We start from the raw sequence: 25,777 nt of genomic DNA, 5'->3' as shown, positions 1-25,777 counted from the left end.
AATCCCTACCTCTTGTTTTTTATTTAGTGTATCACATTACCCTTTATTTTCACTATGAAAAGCAGAATTACTTGCTAATCATCAAGGTTTTCTTTAAATGCAAATGAATGTTCAACTAGAATAACATCTTCACCGACTTTTTTTATTTTTTTCCATGGTATGATAATCTCTTCGTCTTTTCCAAAAATACCAAGCATTCTGCTTCCATTCGATACAATGATCGCTTCAATGGAACCTGCTTGAGGATTAATAATAAGGTCCACCATATTTCCTAATCTTTTTCCATCCCCTATATTGACAATATCTTTTATTTGAAATTCAGATATTCTGACCATTTTGATCAGCTCCTCTTCTTTATTCAAAATTAAATATCATTTTAATAAAGTAAAACTTCAATCAGTGAGGATTTTCTTCATCCCCCACCTTCGCATCTTAGATTCCTCCAAGCCTTAAGGTGGGGGTCTTACTGCCCGTTAATGCAGGATAAAACTGCAACTCTGCTCCGCCAATTTATTTGAATAGTTTCTCAATTTTATCAAGCCTTCCGTCAAACTAAATTGTAGAGTTTTACGCCATGTTATTTCTTAATACTATGTATATGTTTAAAAAGAAACCACATGTACTTGATTTTAAAACTTTCTTAGTTCAATTTTTAATACACACATTAATACATAAAAAACTCCATATTCTTGACATATGCCAAGAAATGGAGTCGGTTACTGTCCAAACAATAATTTTTCATTGTTGGATATTCTTATTCATTTGCCGAATTGCTGCCTTCTCAAGTCTTGATACTTGTGCTTGTGAGATGCCAATTTCCTCGGCCACTTCCATTTGGGTTTTCCCTTGGAAAAATCGTTTTCGGAGAATCATTTTCTCTCGTTCATTCAGACGACGCATTCCTTCATTCAACGCAATTTCATCAATCCATTGACTGTCTTTATTTTTTTCATCACTTAATTGGTCTAATACGTAAATCGGATCTCCACCATCATTATAAATTGGCTCGAACAATGAAACTGGATCCTGAATTGCGTCGAGTGCAAAGACGATTTCTTCGTGGGATACATCTAATTCTTTGGCAATTTCTGCAGCAGTTGGTTCGCGCAATGTTCGGCTCATCAACTTTTCTTTTACCTGTAAAGCTTTATAGGCGATATCTCTTAACGAGCGGGAAACCCTGATTGGATTATTATCACGTAAATATCTTCTAATCTCTCCGATAATCATCGGGACAGCATATGTCGAAAATTTAACATTCTGACCCAAATCGAAATTATCAATCGATTTCATTAAACCAATGCAGCCTACCTGAAATAGATCATCCACAAATTCCCCCCGGTTATTGAAGCGCTGAATTACGCTCAACACGAGCCGAAGATTGCCGTTTACCAGTTTTTCTCTCGCTGATGTATCGCCACCTTGCATTTCTTTAAAGAGTATCCGCATTTCTTCATTTTTTAATACCGGTAGTTTTGATGTATCAACACCGCAAATCTCAACCTTGTTACGAGACAAAATTTTTCCCTCCTCACAGGAGCTGCCTTTCAAAATTAAGTATCTCCCGGAGTTTGAAAAATATGCACAGTGAGGGATCGTTAAAAACACCGATTAAAGATCAACCCAGTGCCAATCGCTATTTGCATTTAGAAAATTTTTTTTCATACCATTTTATTAAATTCTTTTCTAAGTCTTTTAATAATTCTTTTTTCTAGTCTAGAAATATAAGATTGAGAAATCCCTAACATATCCGCTACATCCTTTTGTGTTTTTTCTTCTTGTCCTGCTAATCCAAATCGTAGTTCCATAATTTGTTTCTCTCGATCAGAAAGCTGCGTAAGTGCCTTTGTTAACAATTTTCGGTCTACATTAGCTTCTAGATCTTTCGTAATTATATCTTCCTCTGTTCCAAGTACATCGGAAAGCAGTAACTCATTGCCATCCCAATCGATATTAAGCGGCTCATCAAAGCTCACCTCAGAACGAATCTTATTATTTCTCCGCAGATACATGAGGATTTCATTCTCGATACACCTGGATGCATATGTAGCTAATTTAATTTTTTTCTCTGGATTAAAAGTATTAACAGCTTTGATTAAGCCTATTGTACCAATGCTGATTAAATCCTCGATATTAATGCCTGTATTCTCAAATTTTCTCGCAATATAAACAACAAGTCGTAAGTTTCTCTCAATTAGCATGGCACGTGCTGTTTCGTCACCTTTTGGTAATTTATTAATTAACACTTCCTCTTCTTCTTTGGAGAGCGGAGGTGGCAAGGCCTCACTCCCTCCAATGTAGAAAATTTCGTCTGTTTTCAACCCGAGCTTAAACAATAGTTTATACCAGTAATAGGTGAGACGCAGAATAGTTTTTTTCAATTGAATTCTCCCTTCTATTTTCTACAAATGTGAGTATGTTTTATATATCCCTTCTCATGAAACGGCTTGGACTGGAATACCCGTTACCATTTTCGGATGGACAATGCAGTCAAATTTTCCATCTGCCGATAACGTTTGGAAGGTAAAAGAGACTAGTCCAGTTTTCACGCGAAAAATATCTTTATTTTGAATAATTTCAATCCAGTCGGATTTAATCGCAGTCAACAACTGGTGATCATTTCCAACAACTTTACTTGGAATAATTCGTAATCGATCCGCCCACGTATACTGAGTGCCTCCCACGTCATTAAGTAGAATATCTGGATTTTCAAAAAGTGCTACCATATCTTTTGGAATCATATTTTCTCGGCCTTTTAGTGATAAAATCATGACTGGAGACTGCGAAATTGGATCATACAGCTGATTTCCACTATCAATAAAACCTTCAACTGAACAAATGAAATCATCAATTTTCACCGTAACTTTAACTAATTGTTGATGGTTAATCTTCGTCATTTCTATCGATTCTAAAGTCCTCCTTGAGAATTGCCATGCCAGCGGGAATCCAATCATAACAAATATCCAACTGACTGGGTCACCGAATTGATTAATCCCTTTATACATAGTGTGCTGTCCAGATAAAACCTTGTATTCAAATAAATAATGGAGACCGAGCAAAATACCTCCAGACAAGAAAGTAACGAAATACAACGCAGCCAAATTTTTCACGAAAACTTTAAACCTGCCAAAACCAAACACTGTTAAAATCATGAAAATGGAGAATAATAGTTTTACTAACACTCTATCAGCAAACAAATGATATGAAGTAAAAGATAAGACAATAATGAGAGAACCAAGGAACCCCCCCGCAAGAACTCTCCAGAAAGGAACTCTCCGCTTTAACAAAATCGCAGTCCAGTAAAGCAAAAGACAATCAAACAACCAATTCAATAACCAGATAACATCCAAATAGAGCGTCAAATATACACCACCCTTTTAGAATTGCGCAAACTCAGAAGTCAGCACGTCCTGCGTAAACCTGTAAAGGGTACTCTTCTACCCCATCAATCAGGTTGAGCTGGACCATGCAGGAGTTCGGCTACTTGTACAACAACCAGAATTTGTTAATGAATATCTTCTTTCTCACAAGAAAAGGGAACGCGTCTTGTTAAAACAAGACCGAAAAAATCATAATAATTTTTATCATTTTACAGAATAGCTTGCACACCTTCTGTTAGCAAAAAGTATATCGTACCTTGCATCAGAAAGTGTGTCACATTATGACTGGATATTTTAGGAGTTTTTCTGCTTTTTTGTAGAAAAAATCAAGGGAAGATGGTTCGCTGATGATCTTTGTTAGTGGAGGAAACGGGACAAGGAGCGCTACTTAGAGCATACAGGCTACAAAGTAAAACGTTATCTACTAAAAAAAGTGAGTGACACAAATAATGATTAAACAACGTAACATTCTTACCTTAGTTGTCATTGAATCAGGGAATTCGATAAAGTGAAACTCCCAATTTTCAAAAAGGAATGGATAAGCACGCAAAAAAAGAGGATGCCCCATATCAAAAAGGTTAGACCTCACATCATCTATACACAGTTTATGTGTATAGAGTGCGAGGATAGAGCCTTAATGGGCATCCTCTCTTTATTCTGTAGAAAAGAGTCTTATTATAAAGGGTGTTCAAAAAGTCCGGTAAAAAAGCTTACGAATTGCATCAAAGCTCTGTCTCTTCTTGAAATTCTCGGCTCTTTTATCCTTCTTTTTGAACATGCTCTTTTAACCTGTTAAATTTTATAACTCAACAAATTAGCGTCGTTTATTACGGTTACGTAGAAAGGTTGGGATATCCAATGCTTCTTCTGCTTGATTAGAATTACGAACAGGCTGTTGTTGTTGTTGTTGCTGCTCGACATGTTCTTCCCTTTTTACTTCACGTTTAACTCCAGTAGTTGAAGTTGGTGATGAAGGTCGCACTTGTCCAAAAGAAGGTCTTGACGATACAGGTTTAATCTCTTCCGCATCATTAAAGCCTGTAGCGATCACTGTTACGACAATTTCGTCTTTAAAGTTTTCGTTAATAACAGAACCGAAAATCATATTTACCTCTTGATCAGAAGCACTTGCAACAATGTCCGCTGCCTCTTGAACTTCAAATAAACTTAAGTTCGTTCCGCCAGTAATGTTCATTAAGACCCCTTGAGCACCGTCGATAGATGTTTCAAGAAGTGGACTTGAGATGGCTTTTTTTGCTGCTTCAGTTGCACGGTTTTCACCAGAAGAAATACCAATTCCCATGAGCGCAGAACCTTTATTAGACATAATCGTCTTAACATCTGCAAAGTCCAAGTTAATTAACCCAGGAACCGCAATCAAATCAGAGATCCCTTGAACACCTTGCCTAAGGACATTATCAGCTTCACGGAATGCTTCAAGCATTGGCGTACTTTTATCAACGATTTCAAGTAATCGATCATTTGGAATAACAATTAGCGTATCGACCGATTCCTTCATTGCACCTATTCCACCCTGAGCCTGTGTCGAACGTTTGCGTCCTTCAAATGTGAAGGGACGTGTAACAACACCTACAGTCAACGCTCCTAAGTCCTTTGCAATTTGAGCGATAACAGGCGCTGCACCAGTACCCGTACCACCACCCATTCCTGCCGTTACAAATACCATATCCGCGCCTTTTAACGCTTCTTCAATTTGTTCTTTGCTTTCTTCAGCCGCTTTTTTACCTACTTCTGGATTTGCACCTGCACCTAATCCACGAGTAAGTTTACCCCCGATTTGCATTTTAATTTCTGCTTTTGATAGATTTAGAGCTTGCGCATCTGTGTTAACAGAAATAAACTCTACCCCCTGGACCCCGTGCTCAATCATACGGTTTACGGCATTGTTACCGCCCCCGCCTACACCGATGACTTTTATAGTAGCTAATGTTTCTAGATTAGAATCAAACTCTAACATGATAATCCTCCTAATTTGACGATATTCCGATAATTTCCTGTCTATTCAAAAAAGTAACCAAGGATCTTTTTGAATTTAGATTCACCTTTTTCGGTCCGAGGTTTCTCCACTCGTTCTTTCGGTTGAGGCTGCTGCATTTTTTGAGTCTGTTCCCGATTTTCGTAAGCTGGACTTGCAGCTACAGGAGCTTGATTATTTTTTTGTGTTCTTGCCTTTTTACAAGCATGTTTAATTAATCCAACAGCTGTTGTATATTGAGGTTCACGAACACCAATATAATTCGGTTCAGCTGTCCTCACTCGGTTTTGGAAAATATATTGAGCAAGTTCTAAAACTCCTGGCATCTTTACAACGCCGCCAGTCAATACAAATCCTCCTGCAAGATCACTCTCGCCAATTCTATTTAATTCGTTTTGAACAAGTTCAAATATTTCTGTCATCCTTGCTTCGATTATGTCAGATAACATCAGCTGATTGCAAGGTTGGTGCTGGTCGCTACCGATAATAGGTATATTGAACACATCTTCTTCTGATGCATCATCATAAAAAGCATGCCCATGTTTAACTTTGATTTTCTCTGCATCATCTGTTGTTGTACGTAATACGATAGATAGGTCTTTAGTAATCGTCTCTCCGCCAATTGGTATCACAGATGTATGTTTCAAATACCCTTGTTCGAAAACAGCAAGTGTTGTTGAACCACCGCCAATATCGAGAAGCGCAACACCAAGTTCTTTTTCATCTTTTGATAGCACAAGAGAGCCCGCAGCAAGTGGTTGAAGCGCAATATCTGTAATCTCCAAGCCTGCTCTTTCTACACATCTTAATGAATTATGTAAAATCGTGCGCATACCTGTGATTAATATCCCTCTCATTTCCAATCGAACACCAATCATGCCTCTTGGATCGCTAATCTCATCAAGCTCGTCCACTTTATAATGAACTGGGATAATATCGACAATCTCCCTGTCAGAAGGAATCGTAATCAATTCGGCTGCCTCTCTAACCCTTACAACATCCGCAATGGTTATCTCCTTATTATCACTTGAAACTGCGACAACGCCATGGCAAGGTTGTAACATTACATGATTACCGCTTATACCGACTATTACCTTATTGATTTCCATCCCAATCATTCGTTCTGCCTGTTCAACGGCTCGCTGAATAGATTGAACGGTTTCATCTATATCTACGATTGACCCTTTTTTTAATCCTTCTGATTTTACATTTCCTACACCGATTATGTTTAATGTATCGTTAACCATTTCACCAATGATTACTTTAATACTGGATGTACCGATGTCGAGACTTACGTAAATTTCATTGCTGTTCATTCCATGGCACCTCCTTCAAGTTTTAACATTTTTCTAAAAAACAACAGTAGGTAATACAAATGTTCTTTCTATCCTTCATAACCATATTGTAGAGGTTGTTCAAAAACTCCGGTAAAAAAGCTTGCGAACTTCTCGGCTCTTTTTATCCTCCTTTTTGAACACGCACTTGTAGTGATATAGCTACCAAAGAATCGTTTTCCCTTTGGATAGTCTGTCTATTTTTCAAAGCAGAATCGTACATGTGTTAAACAAATTCGAGTTGCACATGTCATGTCATCTGTTTCATAAACGATACACTTCTTAACAATATTCGTCATGCATAACATATTTCCTTTAAAAAAACACTAATTTTTTTCTGTTTTTTCTTTAAAAAGGGACCATTTTGTTAACATTACGCGTCGTATAACTGCTATATTTTGAAACAATCTTACACCAAATGCAAAAACAGCAGCTAAATATAAGTCTACACCAAGATGTACGCCTAGAAAAGCTAAACTTGCAGCCAAGATGATATTAAAGAAAAATCCAGATACAAAAACTTTTTCATCATAGATATTTTGTAAATGCGCCCTAATTCCACCAACTAAAGTATCTAATGCTGCAAGAATCGCGATCGACAAATAATTCGCATATTCAGCGGAAATTTTGATATCTGTTAAAAGGCCTAAAGTGATGCCTACTAAAAGGCCAAAAATAGGAAGCCACATAGGTTATTTGTCCTCCTATTCATCAATGGGTTCCATATATTGAATATTTAATGAGTTTTGATAAGAAGGTAGCGTTACTTTGTCCAATGGGTTAGAAATAGTAACCTCATAATTATCCACATAAAAATTATCTATTGTCGGAGAAACCTGAATCCTTTCTTTAAGTTTCTTGGCGTCTTTTGCAAGTACCCTTACTTCAATTGAATCCCTGGATACACTCTTGCCATCAATCTTTGTTTGTCCATTAATATCTCGAATAACAGATGTAGTAATAATCCTCTGCCCATTTATCGAAATCTCTTTTGCGTCGTATAGGTATAACTCATTTAGCAGCCGTTTTAAAAGCTCAGGAGAAGCATTCGGAATGTTCTCACCTAATAGAATGTTTTCCTCAATTGGTTTAATGGTTAAAATAATTCCTTTTCCACTCACTTCAGTCATTCCTGCTTCGCTTTTGAGCTCTTCCAACGTTTCACTTAGAATTTGCTCCTTACTCTGACTTCTTGTTGTATCGTATTGAGCAAGCTTTTCTTCTAAATTACTGATTTCCTGAACCAATTCAGTTTGGACTTTCTGTTCCTTTAATATACCGCTTCTAAGCTCGTAGGAATCACGCGTATCCCTTACCTGCTTGATGGATGGTTCTTTAATCGTTTTATATTGAATGGCTACCATAAATCCAATGATCACCGCAATTAAAGTAAAGGCGATTTTATTCCTTTTTTTCAAAAGTGTCACCAAGCTTTCTTTGGTACGGTGAATTTTCTTAGCTACTAAATACCGGTTCCATTTCCACTTCATTTTGCTTCAATATCGTGAATATGATATTTTCATTCACTAATTGATCTTTGACTCCTCCAGCTAAGTTAAGTGAAGCCTCCAACACGTTAGTATCCCCAATTGCCGTGATCACAAAAGGTGCAGGATACTGCTGTCCGTCCACAGTAATTACAGGACCATTGCAAACAATATAAGAATTATGATTCAGCCTCTGTCCGTTAACAGCCACCGCAGCTGCACCTGATATGTACAATTCATTAATGACCTTAAAAACATGCTGTTCATGAACTAGGTAATCATTTATATTATCATCTACTTTTCCAGTCATACCGTCTGCAAGCGTCACGGTAAGTCCTGGTCCTTTCACTTTAATCTTCCCTAGAAACATCCGATATTTCTTAGCTTCTTTTGCAAGTTTAAACGAGGATTCCTTTTCTTTTGAAAGGTCTTTTTCAATATCTGTTACTTGTGCCTGCTTTTTCCGTAATTCCTGACTGAGTTTCCTGTTCACTTTTTCTTGTTCGATTAGCTGTTCTCTAAGCTCATATTCTCGATCCCACGTTTGATTTACTAGGTTTGCTTCCCTCTGTTTTTGCTTTGTTAGATTATAGGAAAAAGCAACCATAAACCCAAGGACAAGACTCACAATGGAAAGGATGACTTTTCTACCTTTAATGATTTTCATCTTGTTTCTCCCCATCAATCTCTTCCGTTAGATTAGGGGTATTATAAGCTTTAAAGAAAGAGCCCACTTCAAGATTAATGACCCCTTTTATATTTGGATCTAATTGAGCAACAATCGAAGGGTAATGTATCATTTTCTTAGATAAGGTTCTGCTAGTCGCACTCACTTCAAACCCATCATTCATAAACAACGTTATATGATAGGCGTCCGTTTTGGTAGGTTCCTTACGAATTTCAGAAATTGAGTTTCGAATTTCTTCAGGCAATTCTTTCAATTCATCCAATAATAGGTTTAATGCATCACCTTCAGTAAAATCAATCAGCACAGGCGCGAAAACTGGAATTTCTCCGCGTTCAAGCTTGGTCAGGATCTTGCCGTTTTCCATGATTGGATAAAATCGACTGTTTTTTGAAAGGTAAGCGATTCTTTCAAATTCGGTTATCGTGAGCAACACTGAATTTGGAAATTGTGTTGAAACGCTAACAGACTCAATTTCCTCTTGACTTTCTTTCATTTTTTTTATCATTTCACTTTTGTTAACTTTCCAAATGTTAGTATCAATTGTTAAGCCACTTAACGTAATAATTTGATCTGATGATAAATATTGATTCCCCCTTACCTTAATTTCTTTAATATAGCTAAGTGGAGAAAGAAAATACAAAACACTAGCAATTAGAATAAAAAAGAATGATAGCAATAGAATCAACCTTCTATTCGCTTTTCTTTTTCTAAGCTTCTTTAATTTTGGGATACGATCTTCAATGGAAACAATTTTTCCTTTTTCCATCTCCCTCACCTCTTCCTGAAAACAAATGGACTATGCTGTAATCCGCCTGCTGCCAATTGGCAGGAATAAGATCTCATAATAATACGAATGAGATTATTTCAGGATATTTTTATAGCACACGATTAAGCATGATTCGTATACTACAGAAGTTATTTTCGACCAATAATTTCGACTTCTGTTTCAAGTTTAACCCCAAATTTTCCGTATACAGTATCTTTTACATGCTGGATTAAAGCTAACACATCCTTTGCACTACCTTCACCTGTATTGACAATAAAATTCCCATGCATTTCAGAAATTTTTGCTCCACCAATTGCATGTCCTTTTAATCCAGCGTCCTGAACAAGCTGGCCAGCATAATGTGGCAGCGGATTACGGAAGATGCTTCCTGCACAAGGCAAATCATATGGCTGCGTTTCTTTTCTATAATTTTTATTGTTCTGCATTGCAGCAACAATTTCCTCCCGGTTGCCTGACTTTAATTGAAAAACAGCCGATAAAACAATGCCCGGTCGTTTTTTTTGAAGGATCGAGGTTCGATAGGAGAATTCCATTTCTGCTGCCGATAACCATTGTAGTGTTCCATCAGCAAACAGAATATATGCTTTTTTTAATACTTTAGAAATATCTGAACCATGGGCACCAGCATTCATATACACAGCGCCACCAACTGAACCAGGTATTCCACTCGCGAATTCTAAACCTGAAAGTCCTTTCCTGCTAAATTGTACAGACAGACTTACAAGTGAGAAACCTGCCCCTGCTGTGATATCAGTACCCTCTATTTCTAATGAGTCTAATCCCTTACCTAATTTAATAACAGCACCTTTTATACCTTGATCTGAGACGAGCAGATTTGATCCACGACCTATTGCTCGCCACTCGATGTTATGTTCCTTTATGATCTCCATCGCTTTTTCTAAATTTTCAAGGGACGATGGCTCAATGAAAATCTCTGCCGGACCGCCAACTTTCATTGTTGTATGGTTTGCAAGTGGTTCGTTTTCACGCACCTTACCTACTTCTATCTGGTTTAATTTCTCTATTACTTCTTTCATCATAATCCTCCTTCATTTCAAGTTCTTCCATTGTATGCTATAAAAGTTTGAACGGTTCGATTTGAATAATCCGATCGCCTCTCTATAAAGTGAAACTTCAATCAGTGAGGGGTTTACTGCCCGTTAATACGGAATAAATTCTGATGAGACATCGCATATTATATGTATAGAAACGGTGAATATCAATGATCTTTTTTCACTAAATTTCCTAGTAATTTTTTTCTAAGATATAGAAAACAAAGCACTGTCAGCTTTTACCCTCTTATACTATAGTCTAAACACCCTTTCATTACCACAATAAACACTGGTTTTTAATCCAGAAACAACTTGGTAATATTTGAATTAAATAAGGAATATGCAAACACTTTTCAAAAATAATCCTAAAGACCCATAACACAATTTTGAATGTATAAAAGTTTGTACTTAGTATACAGATTAAACAGGCTTATGTACGCTCGAAAAAGAAATTAGTACTATTTTTTCAGAGGGTAGGAAATTTTTGACCTTATGGTGTTGCAGATACATGATCGGGTGATGCATAACTATTTCTCGATAGTTCTTATTCCTATCTAGTACAGAACACATACTACGCCCTTATGATTCAAAATAGGAATTGCCCATAGAAAGAGATTCCTCATTCTTCAGGCAATTCCTATTCACCTTGACATATAGTTAGATATGACAGTGTTACCGTCCATTCAAATCATCAATAGGAGGCAATGCTTTGATTTTTAATACCTTGAATATCTACTTATGTTTAATAACACTCCTATTGCTATTAGCATCAAGGTTAAAGATGATCCGCCATAACTTAGTAACGGAAGTGTTATTCCAGTTACAGGCATTAGCCCTGTCACGACTCCGATATTAATCATCACCTGAATTGCTACCATTGCAATGATTCCGACTGCAACAAGACTCCCATATAGATCTGGAGCTCCTAACGCAATCCGGACCCCTCTCCACAAAAGCAACGCAAATAATAAAATCACCAATGTCCCACCTATAAACCCAAGTTCTTCTGAAATTATGGCAAAAATAAAATCCGTTTGCGGTTCAGGTAAGTAGAAAAACTTTTGTCGGCTTTGTCCAAGTCCAAGTCCAAACAATCCGCCAGGACCGATTGCATAAAAGGACTGAATCATTTGAAAGCCACTATTTTGCGGGTCTGCCCAAGGATCTAGAAAAGAGGTAATTCGCTTTATTCGATAAGGTGCCGAAGCAATGAGAGCCACAAAGCCCGCTACTCCAAGTAAACCGAGCCAAGCAAAATGTATCACCCTTGCCCCTGAAATAAAAATCATAACAACACAAGTTCCTACCATGACTGTACCTGTCCCAAGATCAGGCTGTAACATGATTAGGCCAAACGCTAAAAACACAAGTCCCAACGAAGGCATTAATCCCTTCTTGAAGGAGGTAATGAACTTTTGCCGTTCTGATAAAAATTTCGCTAAAAATGCAATCATGGCTAATTTCATAAACTCTGATGGCTGAATCGAAAATGCACCAACACCAATCCAGCTTCGTGAACCATTTCGCTCTACACCTATACCAGGGACTAAAACAGCGAGCAGCAAAACAAAACAAACGATAACAATGAGCTTTGCCCATGTTCTCCATGTCCAATAATCAACATTCATGATGAGGAACATGCAGACGACCCCAACTCCAGCAAATAGAAGCTGTCGTTTTGCAAAGTAGAACGAGTCTCCCTCAAACTTGTAAGCAGCCCATATCGCACTAGCACTATACACCATGATTAACCCAATCGCCAGCAGACTTAAAGTAACAATAATTAAAATAAAATCCGGATTTGATTTTTTCAACGGCACTGTCATACACCTCTAGTACGTATTAGAGCCTGTACGAGCCTTCTATTCTTATCACGCTAATTTAAGCATAATAAGTCAAAAAAAGTGATAAGTACGTTTCCCCCTTATTATCGGACTGTAATCGTACCGAAGCTTAAGTGGAGGTTTAGTTCAATCAATCGGGTTCATAGCGTTAATCAAGATTCGCGATACTAGAATGAGATTAACCATCCGTTGAGTATAAACTATACTCCAAATAATAGGAGTTTTACTCTATCACTTTTTTTAAAAGATGTCATTCAAACAAGAGAAGCAAAAATCATTCTCCATTATGCAAGCTCAGTGTTCTGATAAGAAGCTCTTATTTCAGTTTATGCACTGCCTCCATAAACATGTCTCCTCTTATTTCGAAACTTTTATACTGATCCCAGCTTGCACATGCAGGTGAAAGTAGGATACAATCCCCTTCTTTTGAAACTTCATACGCTGCTGGTACGGCTTTCTCTACATTATCGACATGTTTTACAATAGATATTCCTACATCACGTGCAACTCGTTCAATTTTCTCTGCCGTTTCACCAAATGTAATAACAGCTTTTACATGCTTTAAATATGGTTTTAGTTCATCAAATTCATTGCCTCGATCAAGTCCTCCAGCAAGCAAAATAACCGGAACATCAAATGATGATAGTGCCATTTGAGCCGCTAAAATATTCGTTGCTTTAGAGTCATTATAAAACATTCTTCCCTCAATCGTTGCTACATATTGAGTTCTATGTGTAACTCCTTGGAAGGTTTGAAGAACATGCTGGATTGCTTCGTTCTTGACATTTTTAAGTTTTGCAACTGCTACAGCCGCGAGTATATTTTCTAAATTATGCTTTCCAGGTAGACGAATATCTGAAACATTAACAATACGCTCACCGCGGAAATATACGGCATTACCTTCAATATACACTCCATTTTCATGCTTGTTAGTTATTGAAAATGGAACAAGCTCTGCCAAAGAATTCTTTGCCATATTCATCGTTTCTTCTTGATTCGCATTATAGATAAAATAATCACTGCCGATTTGATTTTTCATAACCGCCGTTTTCGCTTCAATGTACTCCTGTCTTGAATCATGGTAATCAAGGTGAGCATCATAAATATTGGTTACAACTGCGATTTCTGGCTTAAATCTATCAATCCCCATCAATTGGAATGATGATAATTCAATCACAATCGTTTCATCAGCTGTTGCATTTTCTGCCACACCTGAAGCAACCGTACCGATATTCCCAGCGATCAACGGCAACTTTCCACCCTCTTTGAGCATTTCAAAGATAAGCGTCGTAGTTGTTGTTTTTCCATTCGTTCCCGTTATCGCAACAAATGGCGCTTCACTTACATGATAGGCCAATTCAACTTCCGTGATGACTGGAATGTCTCTTTCAATTGCGCCCTTAACAAGCGGATTTCGATAAGGGATCCCTGGATTTTTCACAATGAGTTCAAAGCCTTCATCAAGTAATTCAATCGGATGACTTCCACAAACCACTTTGATCCCTTGTTCCAGTAAGCCTTGTGCTTCTGGATTCTCTGATAATGGCTTCATATCATTGACTGTAACAAAAGCACCTAATTTATGTAAAAGGGATGCTGCGGTTACTCCACTTTTCGCTAATCCCAACACTAATATTTTTTTCCTTAAATAACTTGTAGTCTCTTTCACTTATAACCACACCTCTAAATAGATTCCTAAAATAGCAAATAATAAGCCGACCGACCAAAATGTAACGACAACTCTCCACTCGGACCAGCCAACCAATTCATAATGGTGATGCAAAGGACTCATTTTAAAAATCCGTTTTCCTGTCGTTTTAAAGGAGGCAACCTGTAAAATAACAGATAGTGTTTCAATGACAAATACCCCGCCGACAATAACCAATAGTAGCTCTAGATTTGTTAACAGTGCGATGGCAGCAACAGCGCCACCTAATGCCAAAGATCCGGTATCTCCCATAAACACTTTTGCAGGATGGGCATTGAATACAAGGAATCCAAGAACGGCCCCTACTACGGATACAGAAAAAATCGCGACATCGTATTGTGATTGGTACCAGGCTAACACAGCAAATGCACCAAAAGCAATCGCAGACGTTCCTGAGACAAGTCCATCCAAGCCATCTGTTAAATTAACAGCATTTGAAAAACCAACCAACCAGAAAATCACAATGATGATATAAAACCAACCTACATTTAACGCCAAGTCGGTTCCTGGAATAGCAATTTCAGGTACGAAAGCATCTGTCTTGCGATAGATTAGATAAAAAATGACGGATATGATAATTTGTCCAACTAGCTTTTGACGTGATGTCAAGCCCAGATTACGTTTCATTACCACTTTTATAAAATCGTCAAGGAAACCTAAAAGGCCAAAACCAATCATAACTAACAACAATAAATAAATTTCTATAGATGGTTCAGAAAATTTAAATACCATTGTCAATGTTGTAATCGCAACAGCAAGTAAAATGACCAAGCCGCCCATTGTCGGTGTCCCAGATTTTTTCTGATGAGATTTAGGTCCTTCTTCCCGAATGCTTTGTCCAAATTTGAGCCTACGTAAGAAAGGGATAAAAATTGGTGATAGAAGAACTGTAATTAAAAACCCTGTCAATATTGTATAAAAAATTACTTGTTCTAACATGAATCTATTCCCTCATTCCTAATGCAGTATTACAATTTATAAATTCCACTGCCGTTATTTCATCCATTCCATAATATGTTTCAGATGTTTTATTCAGAATACTTATATTACTTTTCATAATAATCATTTTTCAAAATTCCATCTCTTTCTGTTTTTTATAGTACGTATAATAGAGTGAAACTCAATCAGTGTGGGGGGCTTCCCCCCCACCTATGCCTCTTCGATTCCTCTAATCCTTGATATTGCTTGGCTTATGAGTAGAAGTTTTCGCTAGACATCAAAATTGGTTGAAATAACATATAGTTATCTAGGTTAAAGGAAATAAATCCCACTCTTTTTTTAGTATACGCAAACTAACCCTAATTACTTCCTATTTCGTAAAATCGATTCTTTCGCGACCAATCTATCATCGAAGTCAAGCACTTGATCACCTATAATTTGATAAGTTTCATGTCCTTTTCCAGCGATTAATATAACATCTCCACTTGTTGCAATAGAGATTGCATAATCTATCGCTTCTTTACGGTCTTGGATAACCTGATAATTCTTCTCATGAACTCCCTTTTCCATATCTCGCAAAATTTGTGTTGGATTCTCACTTCTAGGATTATCGGAAGTGAAAATAGGGTCTGTCGCCCACTCTGATGCAATTTTCGCCATGATTGGCCGTTTTGTTTTATCACGATCCCCACCACAACCCACGACAACAAATATTTTCTTATGTGCAAATTCACGCACTGTTTTCAAGACATTTTCAAGACTGTCTGGCGTATGGGCATAATCGACAATTACCGCAAAATCCTGACCTCCCTGGACAAGCTCAAAGCGGCCAGCCACTCCTTGAACAGATTCAAGTGACCGTATAATTGAATCAAGTTTTACTCCAGCACATAAAGAAGCCCCTATGGCAGCAAGAACATTATAGACGCTGAATTTACCAATTAGCTTTAGGTTCACGGATTGCTCTCTTCCAGCTGTTACTAATGTAAATTGAGTTCCACTAGAATGGATTGAAATATTCTTAGCCATAATATCTGCTTCTTGATCAATTCCATATGTAAGAATATGTGCAGCCGTTGCCTTGATGAAATCTTCTGTCGCCTCATCATCTGCATTCAACACCGCGTATTTTGGTCGATTATCTAGGTAAGCATTGCCAAGCTGTGAGAAAAACAAGGATTTTGCAAACTTATATCGTTCCATCGTTCCATGAAAATCAAGATGATCTTGGGTAAGATTCGTAAATACGGCAATATCATAATCACAGCCATGAACCCTTCCAAGTTCCAATGCATGAGAAGATACTTCCATAATGGCTGTATCCACTTGAACTTGCGTCATCTGATGAAAAATTTGTTGTAACGTAATGCTGTCTGGTGTCGTATTTTTTGTGTCAGCTTTTTTGTCGCCAATTTTCGTGTACATCGTTCCGATTAAACCTGTTGCCACATGCTCATCCTGAAAGATTTTTTCAAGCAAATGACTCGTTGTTGTCTTGCCATTTGTTCCTGTTATACCAATTAGTTTAAGCTTTTGGGTAGGATGATTGTAAAAGGCATCGGCAACGACTGCCATAGCTCGTTTGGTATCACGAACGACATACACTGGAACTCCTACATTCATTGGTTTCTCAGCTAAAATAGCGGCTGCACCTAGTTCGACTGCTTTTTCTGCAAAGTCATGGCCATCCACTGTATAACCTTTCACACAAACAAATAAACTGCCCTCTTTTACTTGTCTTGTATCATGTTCAATGGAGGTTATTTCAGGATTTTCCCCTTCAAACAAAGTCAAAGAATGTAAGGTTGAAAGTATCGCTTGAAGTCTCATTTTTCCATTCCTCTCTGCCTATTTAAAGGCATAATTATAATGTAATGCAATCAATCTGTCGAGGTTAGGATTAGTCCTTATGTAATACAGACATGAACAATCCTTTCACTGCGTAAAAAAACCGCGGCTGAAATTAACCCAGCCGCTTGATTTGTTTCTTTATTATTCTATACTTATTCTGAACTTTCGCCAAGATAAATTCTAATTGTTGACCCTTCTTTTACTTTCACACCTGCTTCTGGAGATTGTTTTACTACCATAGTCCCATCCCCGCTTACATCTAGATTCACTTTGCCGATAAGTTGTGTTTGCAATTCCTTTGCAGTTAATCCTACTACATCCGGTAATTCAACCATAACAGGATCGTCCCATTTCGTTTTCTTTTCAATTTGTGTATCGCGTGGCTTCACACCCATTGTCCGCAGTGCATCCTCCATAATATTTCCTACGATAGGTGCAGCTACTACCCCACCAAATTGAACAGTTCCTTTCGGGTTATCGACCGCTACATAAACGACAATTTCAGGATGATCCGCTGGTGCAAAGCCGATGAATGAAACGATATAGTTATTCTCTAAATAACGTCCATTCTCCGCTTTTTGCGCAGTACCGGTCTTTCCACCAACACGATATGAATCTACATATGCCCCAGTACCACTTCCCTTTGCTACAACAGCCTCCAGTGCCCCACGGATTTTTGCCGAAGTTTCTTCAGAAATAACCTTCCTTTTCGCTTGGGGCGATTTTCGCATGATTGTCTCACCTGTTTGTGAATCAACCATTTCTTTAGCGATGTAAGGGGTATATAATGTACCGCCATTTACCGCTGCGGCTACAGCCGCTACCTGTTGAATTGGAGTGACTGATACACCTTGTCCAAACGCGGTAGTGGCCTGTTCAAGAGGACCTACCCTATCGATATCGAACAGGATTCCTGTCCCTTCACCTTGAAGGTCAATCCCTGTCTTTTGCCCAAAACCGAAATCACTAATATATTGAAAAAGTTTGTCTTTCCCAAGCCGCATTCCTAGCTCCACAAAACCAGGGTTACATGAATTCTGAACGACTTCCATGTACGTTTGCGATCCGTGTCCGCCTCTTTTCCAACAATGAAGCTTTGTTCCCGCCACTTCGATGTATCCTGGATCATAGAACGTATCCTTCTCAAGGTCAACCTTCCCTTCCTCCAATGCTGCGGCAAGAGTAATAATCTTGAAAGTTGAACCCGGCTCATAAGAACTCCACACAGGAAGATTTCGGTTATAAACTTCACTTTTCACATTTTGAAAGTTGGCAGGATCAAATGTCGGTCTGCTTGACATCGCTAGAATTTCCCCGTTGTTTGGGTTCATTGCAATGGCAATGATACCATCTGGATTATAAGTCGCTTCAGCAAGATCTAGCTCCCTTTCAATAATCGTTTGAATCCTGTTGTCTATTGTCAATTTCAGATCATCACCATTTACGGGCGCACTAAAGTCATCCGCCATATTTTCTAATTTTTTCCCCTTTGCATCGGTGTATAATTTCACATACCCTTTTTCACCGCTTAATTCTTTATCATAGGAAAGCTCAATTCCCATTAATCCTTGATTATCAGCTCCGGTGAATCCGAGCACATGGGATAAGTATTCACCAAATGGATAATATCGCTTCGAATCTTCGGCAATGTATACCCCTTTTAGACCTAGAGCTTTCACTTTTTTTGCTTTTTCATGAGAGATTTTTCTTCCTTCGGGAATTCTTTCGCTCGAAGTATGTTTTGTAATTAGTTTATATGCTTTTTCTTTGTCCATGTCCAACACGGAAGCAAGTTGTTCTGCTGTCTCAGCAGGATTGACAACCTGCCTTGGAATGACATATACCGTCGGAGCCGAGATATTCGTTGCCAATGGGACACCATTCCGATCGAGAATTTGCCCTCGCATGGGTTCAAAAGTAATATTTCTGCTCCAAGAATCTTCAGCAAGTCCCGTTAATTTCTCTCCAAGATAAAATTGAACAATTCCTAATCGAATAACAATGATCGTAAAGACCGTAAGCCCAATAAGCAAGAAGATTGCCAACCGTTTTCTTACCGTTACATTTGAAACACGCACAAAAAGGCACCTCCATTTTCATCCTGCTTGTACAAGTTATATGTTGTTCAAGAAATAACTAGAACAAAATGAAGGTGCTGGATTTAAGAATACTAGTTTTAATACAAAAACCGATTGGTGTTAAAACACCACCAATTATTATGAAGAATATACCATTAAGTACGCTACACTCACATAATCACAATGTTGGCGGTGCGGAGCCAGAATTTTTGTTCCTTTCTAAATAAAACCAGTATACCCGATAAATGGTTTAGCTATATTAGTAAGTTGCGCAGACCTGCCCCATGTCCTTCATACAAAAAAAGAAAGGATGAGGAAATCCTCATCCTTACCCTTTAATCAACCACTTCGTCTTCTTTATCTTTAGATTCCATTTCTTCTTTATCTTTAGATTCCATTTCTTCTTGAACAATATCTCCAGGCTTTTTCAAGTTTACGAGGAAATAATCTGCCTCTTTCATAACGGCGCCTACTTTAAAGTTCTGACTCTCGACATACCCGTTTCCTGCAGCATTTAATTTCAATTTCGCAATATTCGCCAGCTTCATGACGTCTCTTAAAGACCAACCAGTTAAATCTGGGGCAAGCATAGCTCCTTCCGTTCGGAGGATGATCTTTTCACCTTCTAGTAAAATAGTTCCAGCTTTTGGCGCCTGATTTATAACCGTAGTACCTTTTCCAATCGTAACGACTTCGTATCCCGATTTTTTAAGACTTTCCACTGCAGACTTCACAGGTCGATCCGTATAATCGCTAATTTTCTCTGAGGTTTGATTCGGAATATTAGCTGGTTCAATATTTAAATATTGCAGACTGCTTTTCATAACTGGGTTAAAGATTTCGGCTACTGGGTCTGACCCAACTTCACCGGCTTTCAGTTTTGGTTTTTTTATCGCGACATACACAACCAGTTCCGGATCATCAAGTGGTGCCATTCCTAAAAAAGAAAAAATATAGTTTCCTCCACCTCTCGATATACCATCACCTGTGCTAAATTGAGCAGTCCCTGTTTTTCCAGCTACTTCATAGCCATCAATTTTGTATTTTTTTCCTGTCCCATGTTCTGCAGTAAGGACAGTACCTAAATACTCACGAACCTTTTTCGCAGTTTCAGCTGATATCGGCTGACCTGCCATAGTTGGATTGGTTTTTTTTATGGTTTCGTTCGTATTTGGATCACTCAGCTTTTTAATCACATAAGGTGCCATCATTTTTCCATCATTAGCTATAGCAGACGCCGCTTGAATTTGCTGAATAGCAGTCATCGAAGACGCTTGTCCAACAGAAGTCATTGCTTTATCACGTTTATATTTGTACTGAATCGTACCAGTTTTTTCAAAAGGTAAATCAATTCCAGTAAGACGATCTAAACCAAACTTTGTAAGATAATCACGAAGTTTATCTTCTCCAAGGAGGTCCATCGCAATCGTAACAACTCCAACGTTAGAGGAACGTTGAATCCCTTCCAGAAATGACATCTTTTCCCCGCTAGGCATTCCGCTATGGTCATTAATAGGTTTCGTTCCTTTTATGTTATAACTTCCTGAAACAAAGGTGTCATTAGGGTTAAATACACCTTCCTCAACCGCTGCCGCTAAGGTAAATATCTTCATCGTTGAACCAGGTTCATAAGGCTCCTCGATCGCGAGGTTTCTCCACGTATCTGTCAGTCCTTCTCTCGTTTTCGGATGAAAGGTCGGCCTTTGACCCATCGCTAAAATTTCACCTGTTTTCGGGTTGGACACGATTCCAATGATTTGTTCTGGGTCATACTTTTCCTGTACTTTAGACATCGAATCCTCTAAAAAGGTCTGAATCTTTTTATCAATTGTTAAAGAAACATTTGTACCATTCACTGGAGCTATTACATTTTCTTTACTATTAGGCAATGAGAAGCCCCATCTATCACCATCAAACGTTAGCTTTCCATCTGTTTCCTTTAATTCTTTATTTAAGAATTTTTCAATCCCCATCTTACCAATCATTTCATTTGACTTTTCATCTTTTTCAATATAGCCAATTAAATGGGAAGCAAACACTCCATTTGGATAAAAACGTTTATTTTCTCGACTAAATGCAATTCCAGGGAGCTTCAATTTCTCAATTTTTGATTTAACCTCGTAGGAAATATCTTTGCCGGCATTTCCGAATTCCACTTGTTTCTTATCTTTTGAAAGTAGAGCGTATATACCTGCTTCATCCATATCAATTACTTTAGCTAATTCTTTGGCAGTTCGTTTCGGATCAACCACATAATTGGGTTTCATCTTTTCGTCCAATACGGCAAATAGAGTGTATGAAGCCGTATCTTCCGCAATGACTTCTCCATTTGTATCTAGAATGCTGCCTCTTTTCGCTTCAAGCACCCGTTGTTTTTCGTATTTTTTTTCCATTTTTGCTGCTAGAACTTCTCCACCAGCTTGTCCTGTAGCCTCAATATAGAAAAAACGGGCAAGTAACGCAAAAAAGAGCAGCCCGAATACTACGAATAAAAACGCTGCTCCAAGCTTCATATTTTTTTGCTTCATTTGCATTATTCCTGCACAACCTTTACATTATTTTCATTAAGCTTTAAACCAAGGTCGGCTGCTTTTTTCCAAATCCTTTCATATGTGCTTAATTCACTGACTTGTTCTTTTAAATCTACATTCAACCGAGTCTGCTCATCAATAGAATGATTTGTCATTTGAATTGATTTATTCGTTTTATAAATCGCTGCCTGATTGGAAATAACTTTGGTCCCTAGAAAAGCAATGGCAAGAGCAAGAGCACAGATTAATATCATTTCACCAAAGGAAATTTTCATTTTACGGACAATGACGGTTTGTACAGATCTTTGTTGCTCTTGAATCTGTTGTTCTTGAATTTTTTTCGCAACCGAGCTCATTTTGATTCCCCCTTATCTTTTTTCAGCGATCCTCAGCTTGGCTGAACGTGAGCGATTATTTTCTTCCAATTCTTCTTGCGATGGTAGAATAGGTTTTCTTGTGATTAATTTTAGAATGGGTTGAAATTCTTCAGGAATGACAGGTAGACCGTGCGGCATTTCCGGTAAATCACTGTTCTGTTTAAAAACAGATTTACAAATACGGTCCTCTAATGAATGAAATGTAATCACAGAAATTCTACCTTCTGGCTTAAGTAATGCTATCGCTTGTTCAAGAGAGTCTTCGAAAACACCCAGCTCATCATTTACAGCAATTCGTATCGCCTGGAATACACGTTTGGCCGGATGACCGCCTTTACGTCTTGCAGGAGCTGGTATTCCTTCTTTAATTAATTCAACAAGCTCACCGGTGGTTTCAATCGGCTTAATTTCACGAGCTGCCTCTATTTTCCGAGCAATTTGCTTGGAGAACTTCTCTTCACCATATCGAAAGAAAATTTTCGTTAACTCCTGGAATGTCCAAGTATTTACTACATCATAAGCGGATAATCTTGCACTTTGATCCATTCTCATATCTAGTGGTGCATCATGGTGGTAGCTAAATCCACGTTCAGGGGTATCAAGTTGCGGAGATGAAACACCCAAATCATATAAAATTCCGTCCACTTCATGAACATCTCTTAGTAAAAGTTCTTCTGCAATATGTTTGAAATTATTTTGAATTAATATCACTCTATCGCCATATTCTTTCAATTTTTCATGAGCATTCTTGATGGCTGTTTCATCTTGGTCAAAAGCGTAGAGTTTGCCTTTATCCGAAAGCTGAGATGCTAAATAGGCGCTATGGCCTGCTCCTCCAAGTGTACAATCGACATATATGCCATCTGGCTTAATCTGTAATCCATCCACAGTCTCTTTGAGTAGTACGGTAGTGTGTTGAAACATGTAATACATCCTTCCAATCGATTAGTGATGTAGATTCTTCGTTTAAATATCGAAGCCTATCATATTCTCGGCTATTTCAGCGAAAGAATCTTCTGATGTTGAAAAATAGTTTTCCCAAATGGTCTTGCTCCAAATCTCAATTCGATTGGAAACTCCGAGAATAACACATTCTTTTTCTAATTTTCCATATGAAGTAAGTGGTGTGGGAATATTAATTCTTCCTTGTTTATCCAGTTCACATTCAGTCGCACCAGAAAAGAAGAATCGAGTAAAAGCCCGGGCATCTTTCTTTGTCAATGGCAGGCCCTTCAGCTTATCCTCCAATTGACGCCATTCATCCATCGGGTAGCCAAACAAGCATTGATCAAGACCGCGAGTCAAAACAAATGATTCCCCGAGATGTTCTCTGAACTTAGACGGAATGATAATACGCCCTTTTGGATCAATGCTATGATGATATTCCCCCATGAACATGCCCACTACCCCCACTTTCTTTTAACAATGTACCACATTCCTCCACTTTTCACCACTTATTATATAAATTCTGTACTTAGTAAGTTATCCCTCCTTAAATATCCAGTTTTTTTATATAGTGAATTTTCTTTACAGCGTATTTTCCCTTCAAATGATCTGACTAACTTGACGATAATCCTAACAAAACGAATATGGCGTATAACATCACCATTTACCACGAAGGATCCATCCTATAGCACACTACATTCACCTAATCACAATGGTGGCGGTGCGGAGTCGGATTTGAAATACTTTCTTAATAATGTACGTATATCTGTTAAGCAGGTTGGCTATATTATTAAGTCGTGAAGCCCCGCCCCATGTCCTTCAAGCAAAAAAAATAGAAGACGGGCGCCAAAAAAATCGCCTGTCTTCTTATCATGATTCGTTAAAGAGGATGTTCAAAAAATCCGGCAAACTCGAGGAATGATAATCCCTTTCGTCTTAAAAGTATGTACAGTTAATACGTGCGGTCCTTTAGTTGCACTAGAAATAATAAAATTCGACTATCATTTTTTCCGGACTATTGAACAACCTCTTATAGATAAATAACTTTATGCTTGTTGTTAAATGTATATGGCTGCTGAACCAGTTCGTTTATAAAATCTGTACCATATTTATTTAAATAATAGAAAATATTCCACAATCTTTCCTGAGGAGCATCGAGTGGAAATAACGAATGTTCAATCCGCTGATATTTATTCAAGACCACTTCATGCTTCTTACGTGAACTTTCATTCATTTTCCCATAAATAAAATCAAGCTGTTTCTCGATAAATCTCCGGTTTTTCTGTAACAATGGGTCTAACCCTTTATCAAGGCTTATAGCTCTTTCAGTAAACAATTCATGATTCTCACTTAGCTTCGCTTTCATTTCATGGAATAATACCTCGATTGAATGATCCTTGACAGTATTAAGGAATTCGCTCTGTGCTGATTTAGTCCCAGTTGTTAGCACAGTTTCAAGACTCATCCCTACCTCTTTGAGATCTGTGGCAATCCCTCGCTCGATTATCGTTATATTTAGCCTCGGAATAATTGGGGGCATTTTCATAGAGAATAGTTCAAAAGCTTGCTTCAATTCTGCCCAATAGGCAATTTCCCCAGGCCCAGATATAAATGCAAGCACGGGAAATAGCATTTCTTGCATAATTGGCCGCGTTACTACATTATTACTTAATCGTTCAGGTGTTACTCTAGAACATTCACGAAGCTCTTGCTGAGTAAATAATACTTCCTTATTTTTTCCAGAAAAAACACCATTCACCACTTCTAGTAACATCCGATCCTTTTTCTTCGAATCATAGTAAAACAAGTTAGCCGCTTTTTCTTGAATGTCAATCATCCGCTTATATCCTTTTTGCTGCATAAAAGACTGCTGCGCGTGTACAGCCTTAGTAATTTCTTCCGCTTTATCAATGAACATTGCAAAAAACTCTGATTCCAATTTTCTTAATCCAGGGTCAGCAGCATCTATCATCAAAAGACCAAAGTCATGAAACCAGTTATCAATTAAACAGGCAAAAAAATCAACAAAGGTAGTAGAACGCTTAATGACTTCATTTGTATCAGCTAGTAATTTATTGGTGAAGTCTGTTTCCCCATATGTTTCGAAAATTTCACTTACCCAAGCTTGCGCTGTTTCTGTGTTCAGTTCAAGATCCGAAATCATCGATTTAAAAGGATGATAGAATGGGTACGTGTTTTTCTCCTGAATTCCATTCTTCAACGTATAAACATGATTCACTTCGGCTAAATCATGATCCTCACCAGCAATCCAAAAAACCGGAATCACCTTTTTACCCAACGCCTTTTCTTGTTCTTCCGCTAATTTAATAATGGAAATCACTTTATGTATCGTATAAAGGGGGCCTGACAGCAGACCTGCCTGCTGTCCTCCAATAACTACGACAGAATCTTCTTTTCGGAATGCCTCTATATTTTCTTTAACGGGAATCGACAAAGAATACTGTGCCATATATTTCTCTATAGAATCAGCCAATTCGTCACGAAAGAAATTTCGTGACATCACTTCTTGATATCGTTTATGATACTTCTCATTATCAGATAAACTGTAATGAAAAAAATCATCTACTTCTAATTGATCAGTAAGATAGTCTGAAGCAAATGCATTTAGTGATGGTAAAGCGAGATCTTTCAACTCCATTTATGTACTCCCTTTCTCTGCTTCTACAATTCTAAATTGAGTATATCATCACATCTACAGAATACAAAAAAAGTTGCCCACGACCTCTAGTCTACTTATAAGAGGATGTTCAAAAAGTCCG

Annotated in this window: 21 protein-coding genes; all 21 read right to left on the bottom strand. The window is 37.9% G+C overall.

Going from position 1 to position 25,777, the window contains the following annotated elements; all coding sequences use genetic code 11:
• Positions 1 to 74: 74 nt before the first annotated feature.
• Positions 75 to 335: a YlmC/YmxH family sporulation protein gene (locus tag JNUCC23_RS07900; RefSeq protein WP_049680699.1), complete on the bottom strand. Its 261-nt coding sequence runs from the start codon at positions 333 to 335 to the stop codon at positions 75 to 77.
• A gap of 403 nt (positions 336 to 738) precedes the next feature.
• Positions 739 to 1,518 (bottom strand): RNA polymerase sporulation sigma factor SigG, encoded by a 780-nt coding sequence (gene sigG, locus JNUCC23_RS07895; RefSeq protein ID WP_062181394.1) that lies wholly within the window; start codon positions 1,516 to 1,518, stop codon positions 739 to 741.
• 143 nt (positions 1,519 to 1,661) lie between these two features.
• A complete protein-coding gene (gene sigE, locus JNUCC23_RS07890; protein WP_028392934.1) occupies positions 1,662 to 2,381 on the bottom strand; it encodes an RNA polymerase sporulation sigma factor SigE in 720 nt (239 codons plus the stop codon).
• A gap of 54 nt (positions 2,382 to 2,435) precedes the next feature.
• The gene (spoIIGA, locus tag JNUCC23_RS07885; protein WP_454215129.1) at positions 2,436 to 3,362 is read right to left on the bottom strand and encodes a sigma-E processing peptidase SpoIIGA; all 927 of its coding nucleotides are present in this window, start codon (positions 3,360 to 3,362) and stop codon (positions 2,436 to 2,438) included.
• An 832-nt stretch (positions 3,363 to 4,194) separates the two neighbouring features.
• Complete coding sequence (gene ftsZ, locus JNUCC23_RS07880) at positions 4,195 to 5,358, bottom strand: cell division protein FtsZ (protein WP_062181398.1); 1,164 nt, start codon at positions 5,356 to 5,358, stop codon at positions 4,195 to 4,197.
• 41 nt (positions 5,359 to 5,399) lie between these two features.
• On the bottom strand, positions 5,400 to 6,692 hold the full coding sequence (gene ftsA, locus JNUCC23_RS07875; protein ID WP_403073200.1) for a cell division protein FtsA: 1,293 nt from the start codon (positions 6,690 to 6,692) through the stop codon (positions 5,400 to 5,402).
• 344 nt (positions 6,693 to 7,036) lie between these two features.
• Positions 7,037 to 7,399, bottom strand: coding sequence for a small basic family protein (locus JNUCC23_RS07870; RefSeq protein WP_062181404.1), 363 nt, complete (start codon positions 7,397 to 7,399; stop codon positions 7,037 to 7,039).
• Positions 7,400 to 7,414: 15 nt separating this feature from the next.
• A complete protein-coding gene (locus JNUCC23_RS07865; protein ID WP_454216005.1) occupies positions 7,415 to 8,137 on the bottom strand; it encodes a DUF881 domain-containing protein in 723 nt (240 codons plus the stop codon).
• 28 nt (positions 8,138 to 8,165) lie between these two features.
• Positions 8,166 to 8,864, bottom strand: coding sequence for a DUF881 domain-containing protein (locus JNUCC23_RS07860; protein WP_253722484.1), 699 nt, complete (start codon positions 8,862 to 8,864; stop codon positions 8,166 to 8,168).
• Positions 8,851 to 9,651 carry a cell division protein FtsQ/DivIB gene (locus tag JNUCC23_RS07855; protein ID WP_403073195.1) on the bottom strand — a complete coding sequence of 267 codons (801 nt, stop codon included), beginning with the start codon at positions 9,649 to 9,651 and terminating at the stop codon, positions 8,851 to 8,853. Before JNUCC23_RS07855 ends, JNUCC23_RS07860 begins: the two co-directional genes overlap by 14 nt.
• A gap of 149 nt (positions 9,652 to 9,800) precedes the next feature.
• Positions 9,801 to 10,709: a UDP-N-acetylmuramate dehydrogenase gene (gene murB / locus JNUCC23_RS07850; RefSeq protein WP_454215126.1), complete on the bottom strand. Its 909-nt coding sequence runs from the start codon at positions 10,707 to 10,709 to the stop codon at positions 9,801 to 9,803.
• Positions 10,710 to 11,440: 731 nt separating this feature from the next.
• Positions 11,441 to 12,550 carry a stage V sporulation protein E gene (gene spoVE, locus JNUCC23_RS07845; protein ID WP_403073193.1) on the bottom strand — a complete coding sequence of 370 codons (1,110 nt, stop codon included), beginning with the start codon at positions 12,548 to 12,550 and terminating at the stop codon, positions 11,441 to 11,443.
• 334 nt (positions 12,551 to 12,884) lie between these two features.
• On the bottom strand, positions 12,885 to 14,237 hold the full coding sequence (gene murD, locus JNUCC23_RS07840; protein ID WP_403073191.1) for a UDP-N-acetylmuramoyl-L-alanine--D-glutamate ligase: 1,353 nt from the start codon (positions 14,235 to 14,237) through the stop codon (positions 12,885 to 12,887).
• Complete coding sequence (gene mraY, locus JNUCC23_RS07835; protein WP_062181425.1) at positions 14,238 to 15,215, bottom strand: phospho-N-acetylmuramoyl-pentapeptide-transferase; 978 nt, start codon at positions 15,213 to 15,215, stop codon at positions 14,238 to 14,240.
• Positions 15,216 to 15,578: 363 nt separating this feature from the next.
• Positions 15,579 to 17,045, bottom strand: a complete 1,467-nt coding sequence (locus JNUCC23_RS07830; protein WP_403073188.1) for a UDP-N-acetylmuramoyl-L-alanyl-D-glutamate--2,6-diaminopimelate ligase — start codon at positions 17,043 to 17,045, stop codon at positions 15,579 to 15,581.
• Between the two features lie 173 nt (positions 17,046 to 17,218).
• On the bottom strand, positions 17,219 to 19,144 hold the full coding sequence (locus JNUCC23_RS07825; RefSeq protein WP_403073186.1) for a stage V sporulation protein D: 1,926 nt from the start codon (positions 19,142 to 19,144) through the stop codon (positions 17,219 to 17,221).
• A gap of 335 nt (positions 19,145 to 19,479) precedes the next feature.
• Positions 19,480 to 21,672: a penicillin-binding protein gene (locus JNUCC23_RS07820; protein WP_454215123.1), complete on the bottom strand. Its 2,193-nt coding sequence runs from the start codon at positions 21,670 to 21,672 to the stop codon at positions 19,480 to 19,482.
• A gap of 5 nt (positions 21,673 to 21,677) precedes the next feature.
• On the bottom strand, positions 21,678 to 22,031 hold the full coding sequence (gene ftsL / locus JNUCC23_RS07815) for a cell division protein FtsL (RefSeq protein ID WP_062181437.1): 354 nt from the start codon (positions 22,029 to 22,031) through the stop codon (positions 21,678 to 21,680).
• A 12-nt stretch (positions 22,032 to 22,043) separates the two neighbouring features.
• Positions 22,044 to 22,976: a 16S rRNA (cytosine(1402)-N(4))-methyltransferase RsmH gene (gene rsmH, locus JNUCC23_RS07810; protein WP_062181441.1), complete on the bottom strand. Its 933-nt coding sequence runs from the start codon at positions 22,974 to 22,976 to the stop codon at positions 22,044 to 22,046.
• 42 nt (positions 22,977 to 23,018) lie between these two features.
• The gene (gene mraZ / locus JNUCC23_RS07805; protein WP_062181444.1) at positions 23,019 to 23,450 is read right to left on the bottom strand and encodes a division/cell wall cluster transcriptional repressor MraZ; all 432 of its coding nucleotides are present in this window, start codon (positions 23,448 to 23,450) and stop codon (positions 23,019 to 23,021) included.
• A 577-nt stretch (positions 23,451 to 24,027) separates the two neighbouring features.
• On the bottom strand, positions 24,028 to 25,656 hold the full coding sequence (gene bshC, locus JNUCC23_RS07800; protein WP_454215120.1) for a bacillithiol biosynthesis cysteine-adding enzyme BshC: 1,629 nt from the start codon (positions 25,654 to 25,656) through the stop codon (positions 24,028 to 24,030).
• Between the last annotated feature and the right edge of the window lie 121 nt (positions 25,657 to 25,777).

The organism is Peribacillus sp. JNUCC 23 (assembly GCF_053653995.1).
Note: the sequence above shows the minus strand (reverse complement) of the source record. Positions and strands in the feature narration are given on the sequence as shown.

Excerpts from the sequence above, each read along its gene's own strand:
- JNUCC23_RS07900 (WP_049680699.1), bottom strand. The coding sequence starts at position 335 with ATGGTCAGAATATCTGAATTTCAAATAAAAGATATTGTCAATATAGGG.
- ftsZ (WP_062181398.1), bottom strand. The coding sequence starts at position 5,358 with ATGTTAGAGTTTGATTCTAATCTAGAAACATTAGCTACTATAAAAGTC.
- ftsA (WP_403073200.1), bottom strand. The coding sequence starts at position 6,692 with ATGAACAGCAATGAAATTTACGTAAGTCTCGACATCGGTACATCCAGT.
- JNUCC23_RS07870 (WP_062181404.1), bottom strand. The coding sequence starts at position 7,399 with ATGTGGCTTCCTATTTTTGGCCTTTTAGTAGGCATCACTTTAGGCCTT.
- JNUCC23_RS07860 (WP_253722484.1), bottom strand. The coding sequence starts at position 8,864 with ATGAAAATCATTAAAGGTAGAAAAGTCATCCTTTCCATTGTGAGTCTT.
- JNUCC23_RS07855 (WP_403073195.1), bottom strand. The coding sequence starts at position 9,651 with ATGGAAAAAGGAAAAATTGTTTCCATTGAAGATCGTATCCCAAAATTA.
- murB (WP_454215126.1), bottom strand. The coding sequence starts at position 10,709 with ATGAAAGAAGTAATAGAGAAATTAAACCAGATAGAAGTAGGTAAGGTG.
- spoVE (WP_403073193.1), bottom strand. The coding sequence starts at position 12,550 with ATGACAGTGCCGTTGAAAAAATCAAATCCGGATTTTATTTTAATTATT.
- mraY (WP_062181425.1), bottom strand. The coding sequence starts at position 15,215 with ATGTTAGAACAAGTAATTTTTTATACAATATTGACAGGGTTTTTAATT.
- JNUCC23_RS07830 (WP_403073188.1), bottom strand. The coding sequence starts at position 17,045 with ATGAGACTTCAAGCGATACTTTCAACCTTACATTCTTTGACTTTGTTT.
- JNUCC23_RS07820 (WP_454215123.1), bottom strand. The coding sequence starts at position 21,672 with ATGAAGCAAAAAAATATGAAGCTTGGAGCAGCGTTTTTATTCGTAGTA.
- ftsL (WP_062181437.1), bottom strand. The coding sequence starts at position 22,031 with ATGAGCTCGGTTGCGAAAAAAATTCAAGAACAACAGATTCAAGAGCAA.
- rsmH (WP_062181441.1), bottom strand. The coding sequence starts at position 22,976 with ATGTTTCAACACACTACCGTACTACTCAAAGAGACTGTGGATGGATTA.
- mraZ (WP_062181444.1), bottom strand. The coding sequence starts at position 23,450 with ATGTTCATGGGGGAATATCATCATAGCATTGATCCAAAAGGGCGTATT.
- bshC (WP_454215120.1), bottom strand. The coding sequence starts at position 25,656 with ATGGAGTTGAAAGATCTCGCTTTACCATCACTAAATGCATTTGCTTCA.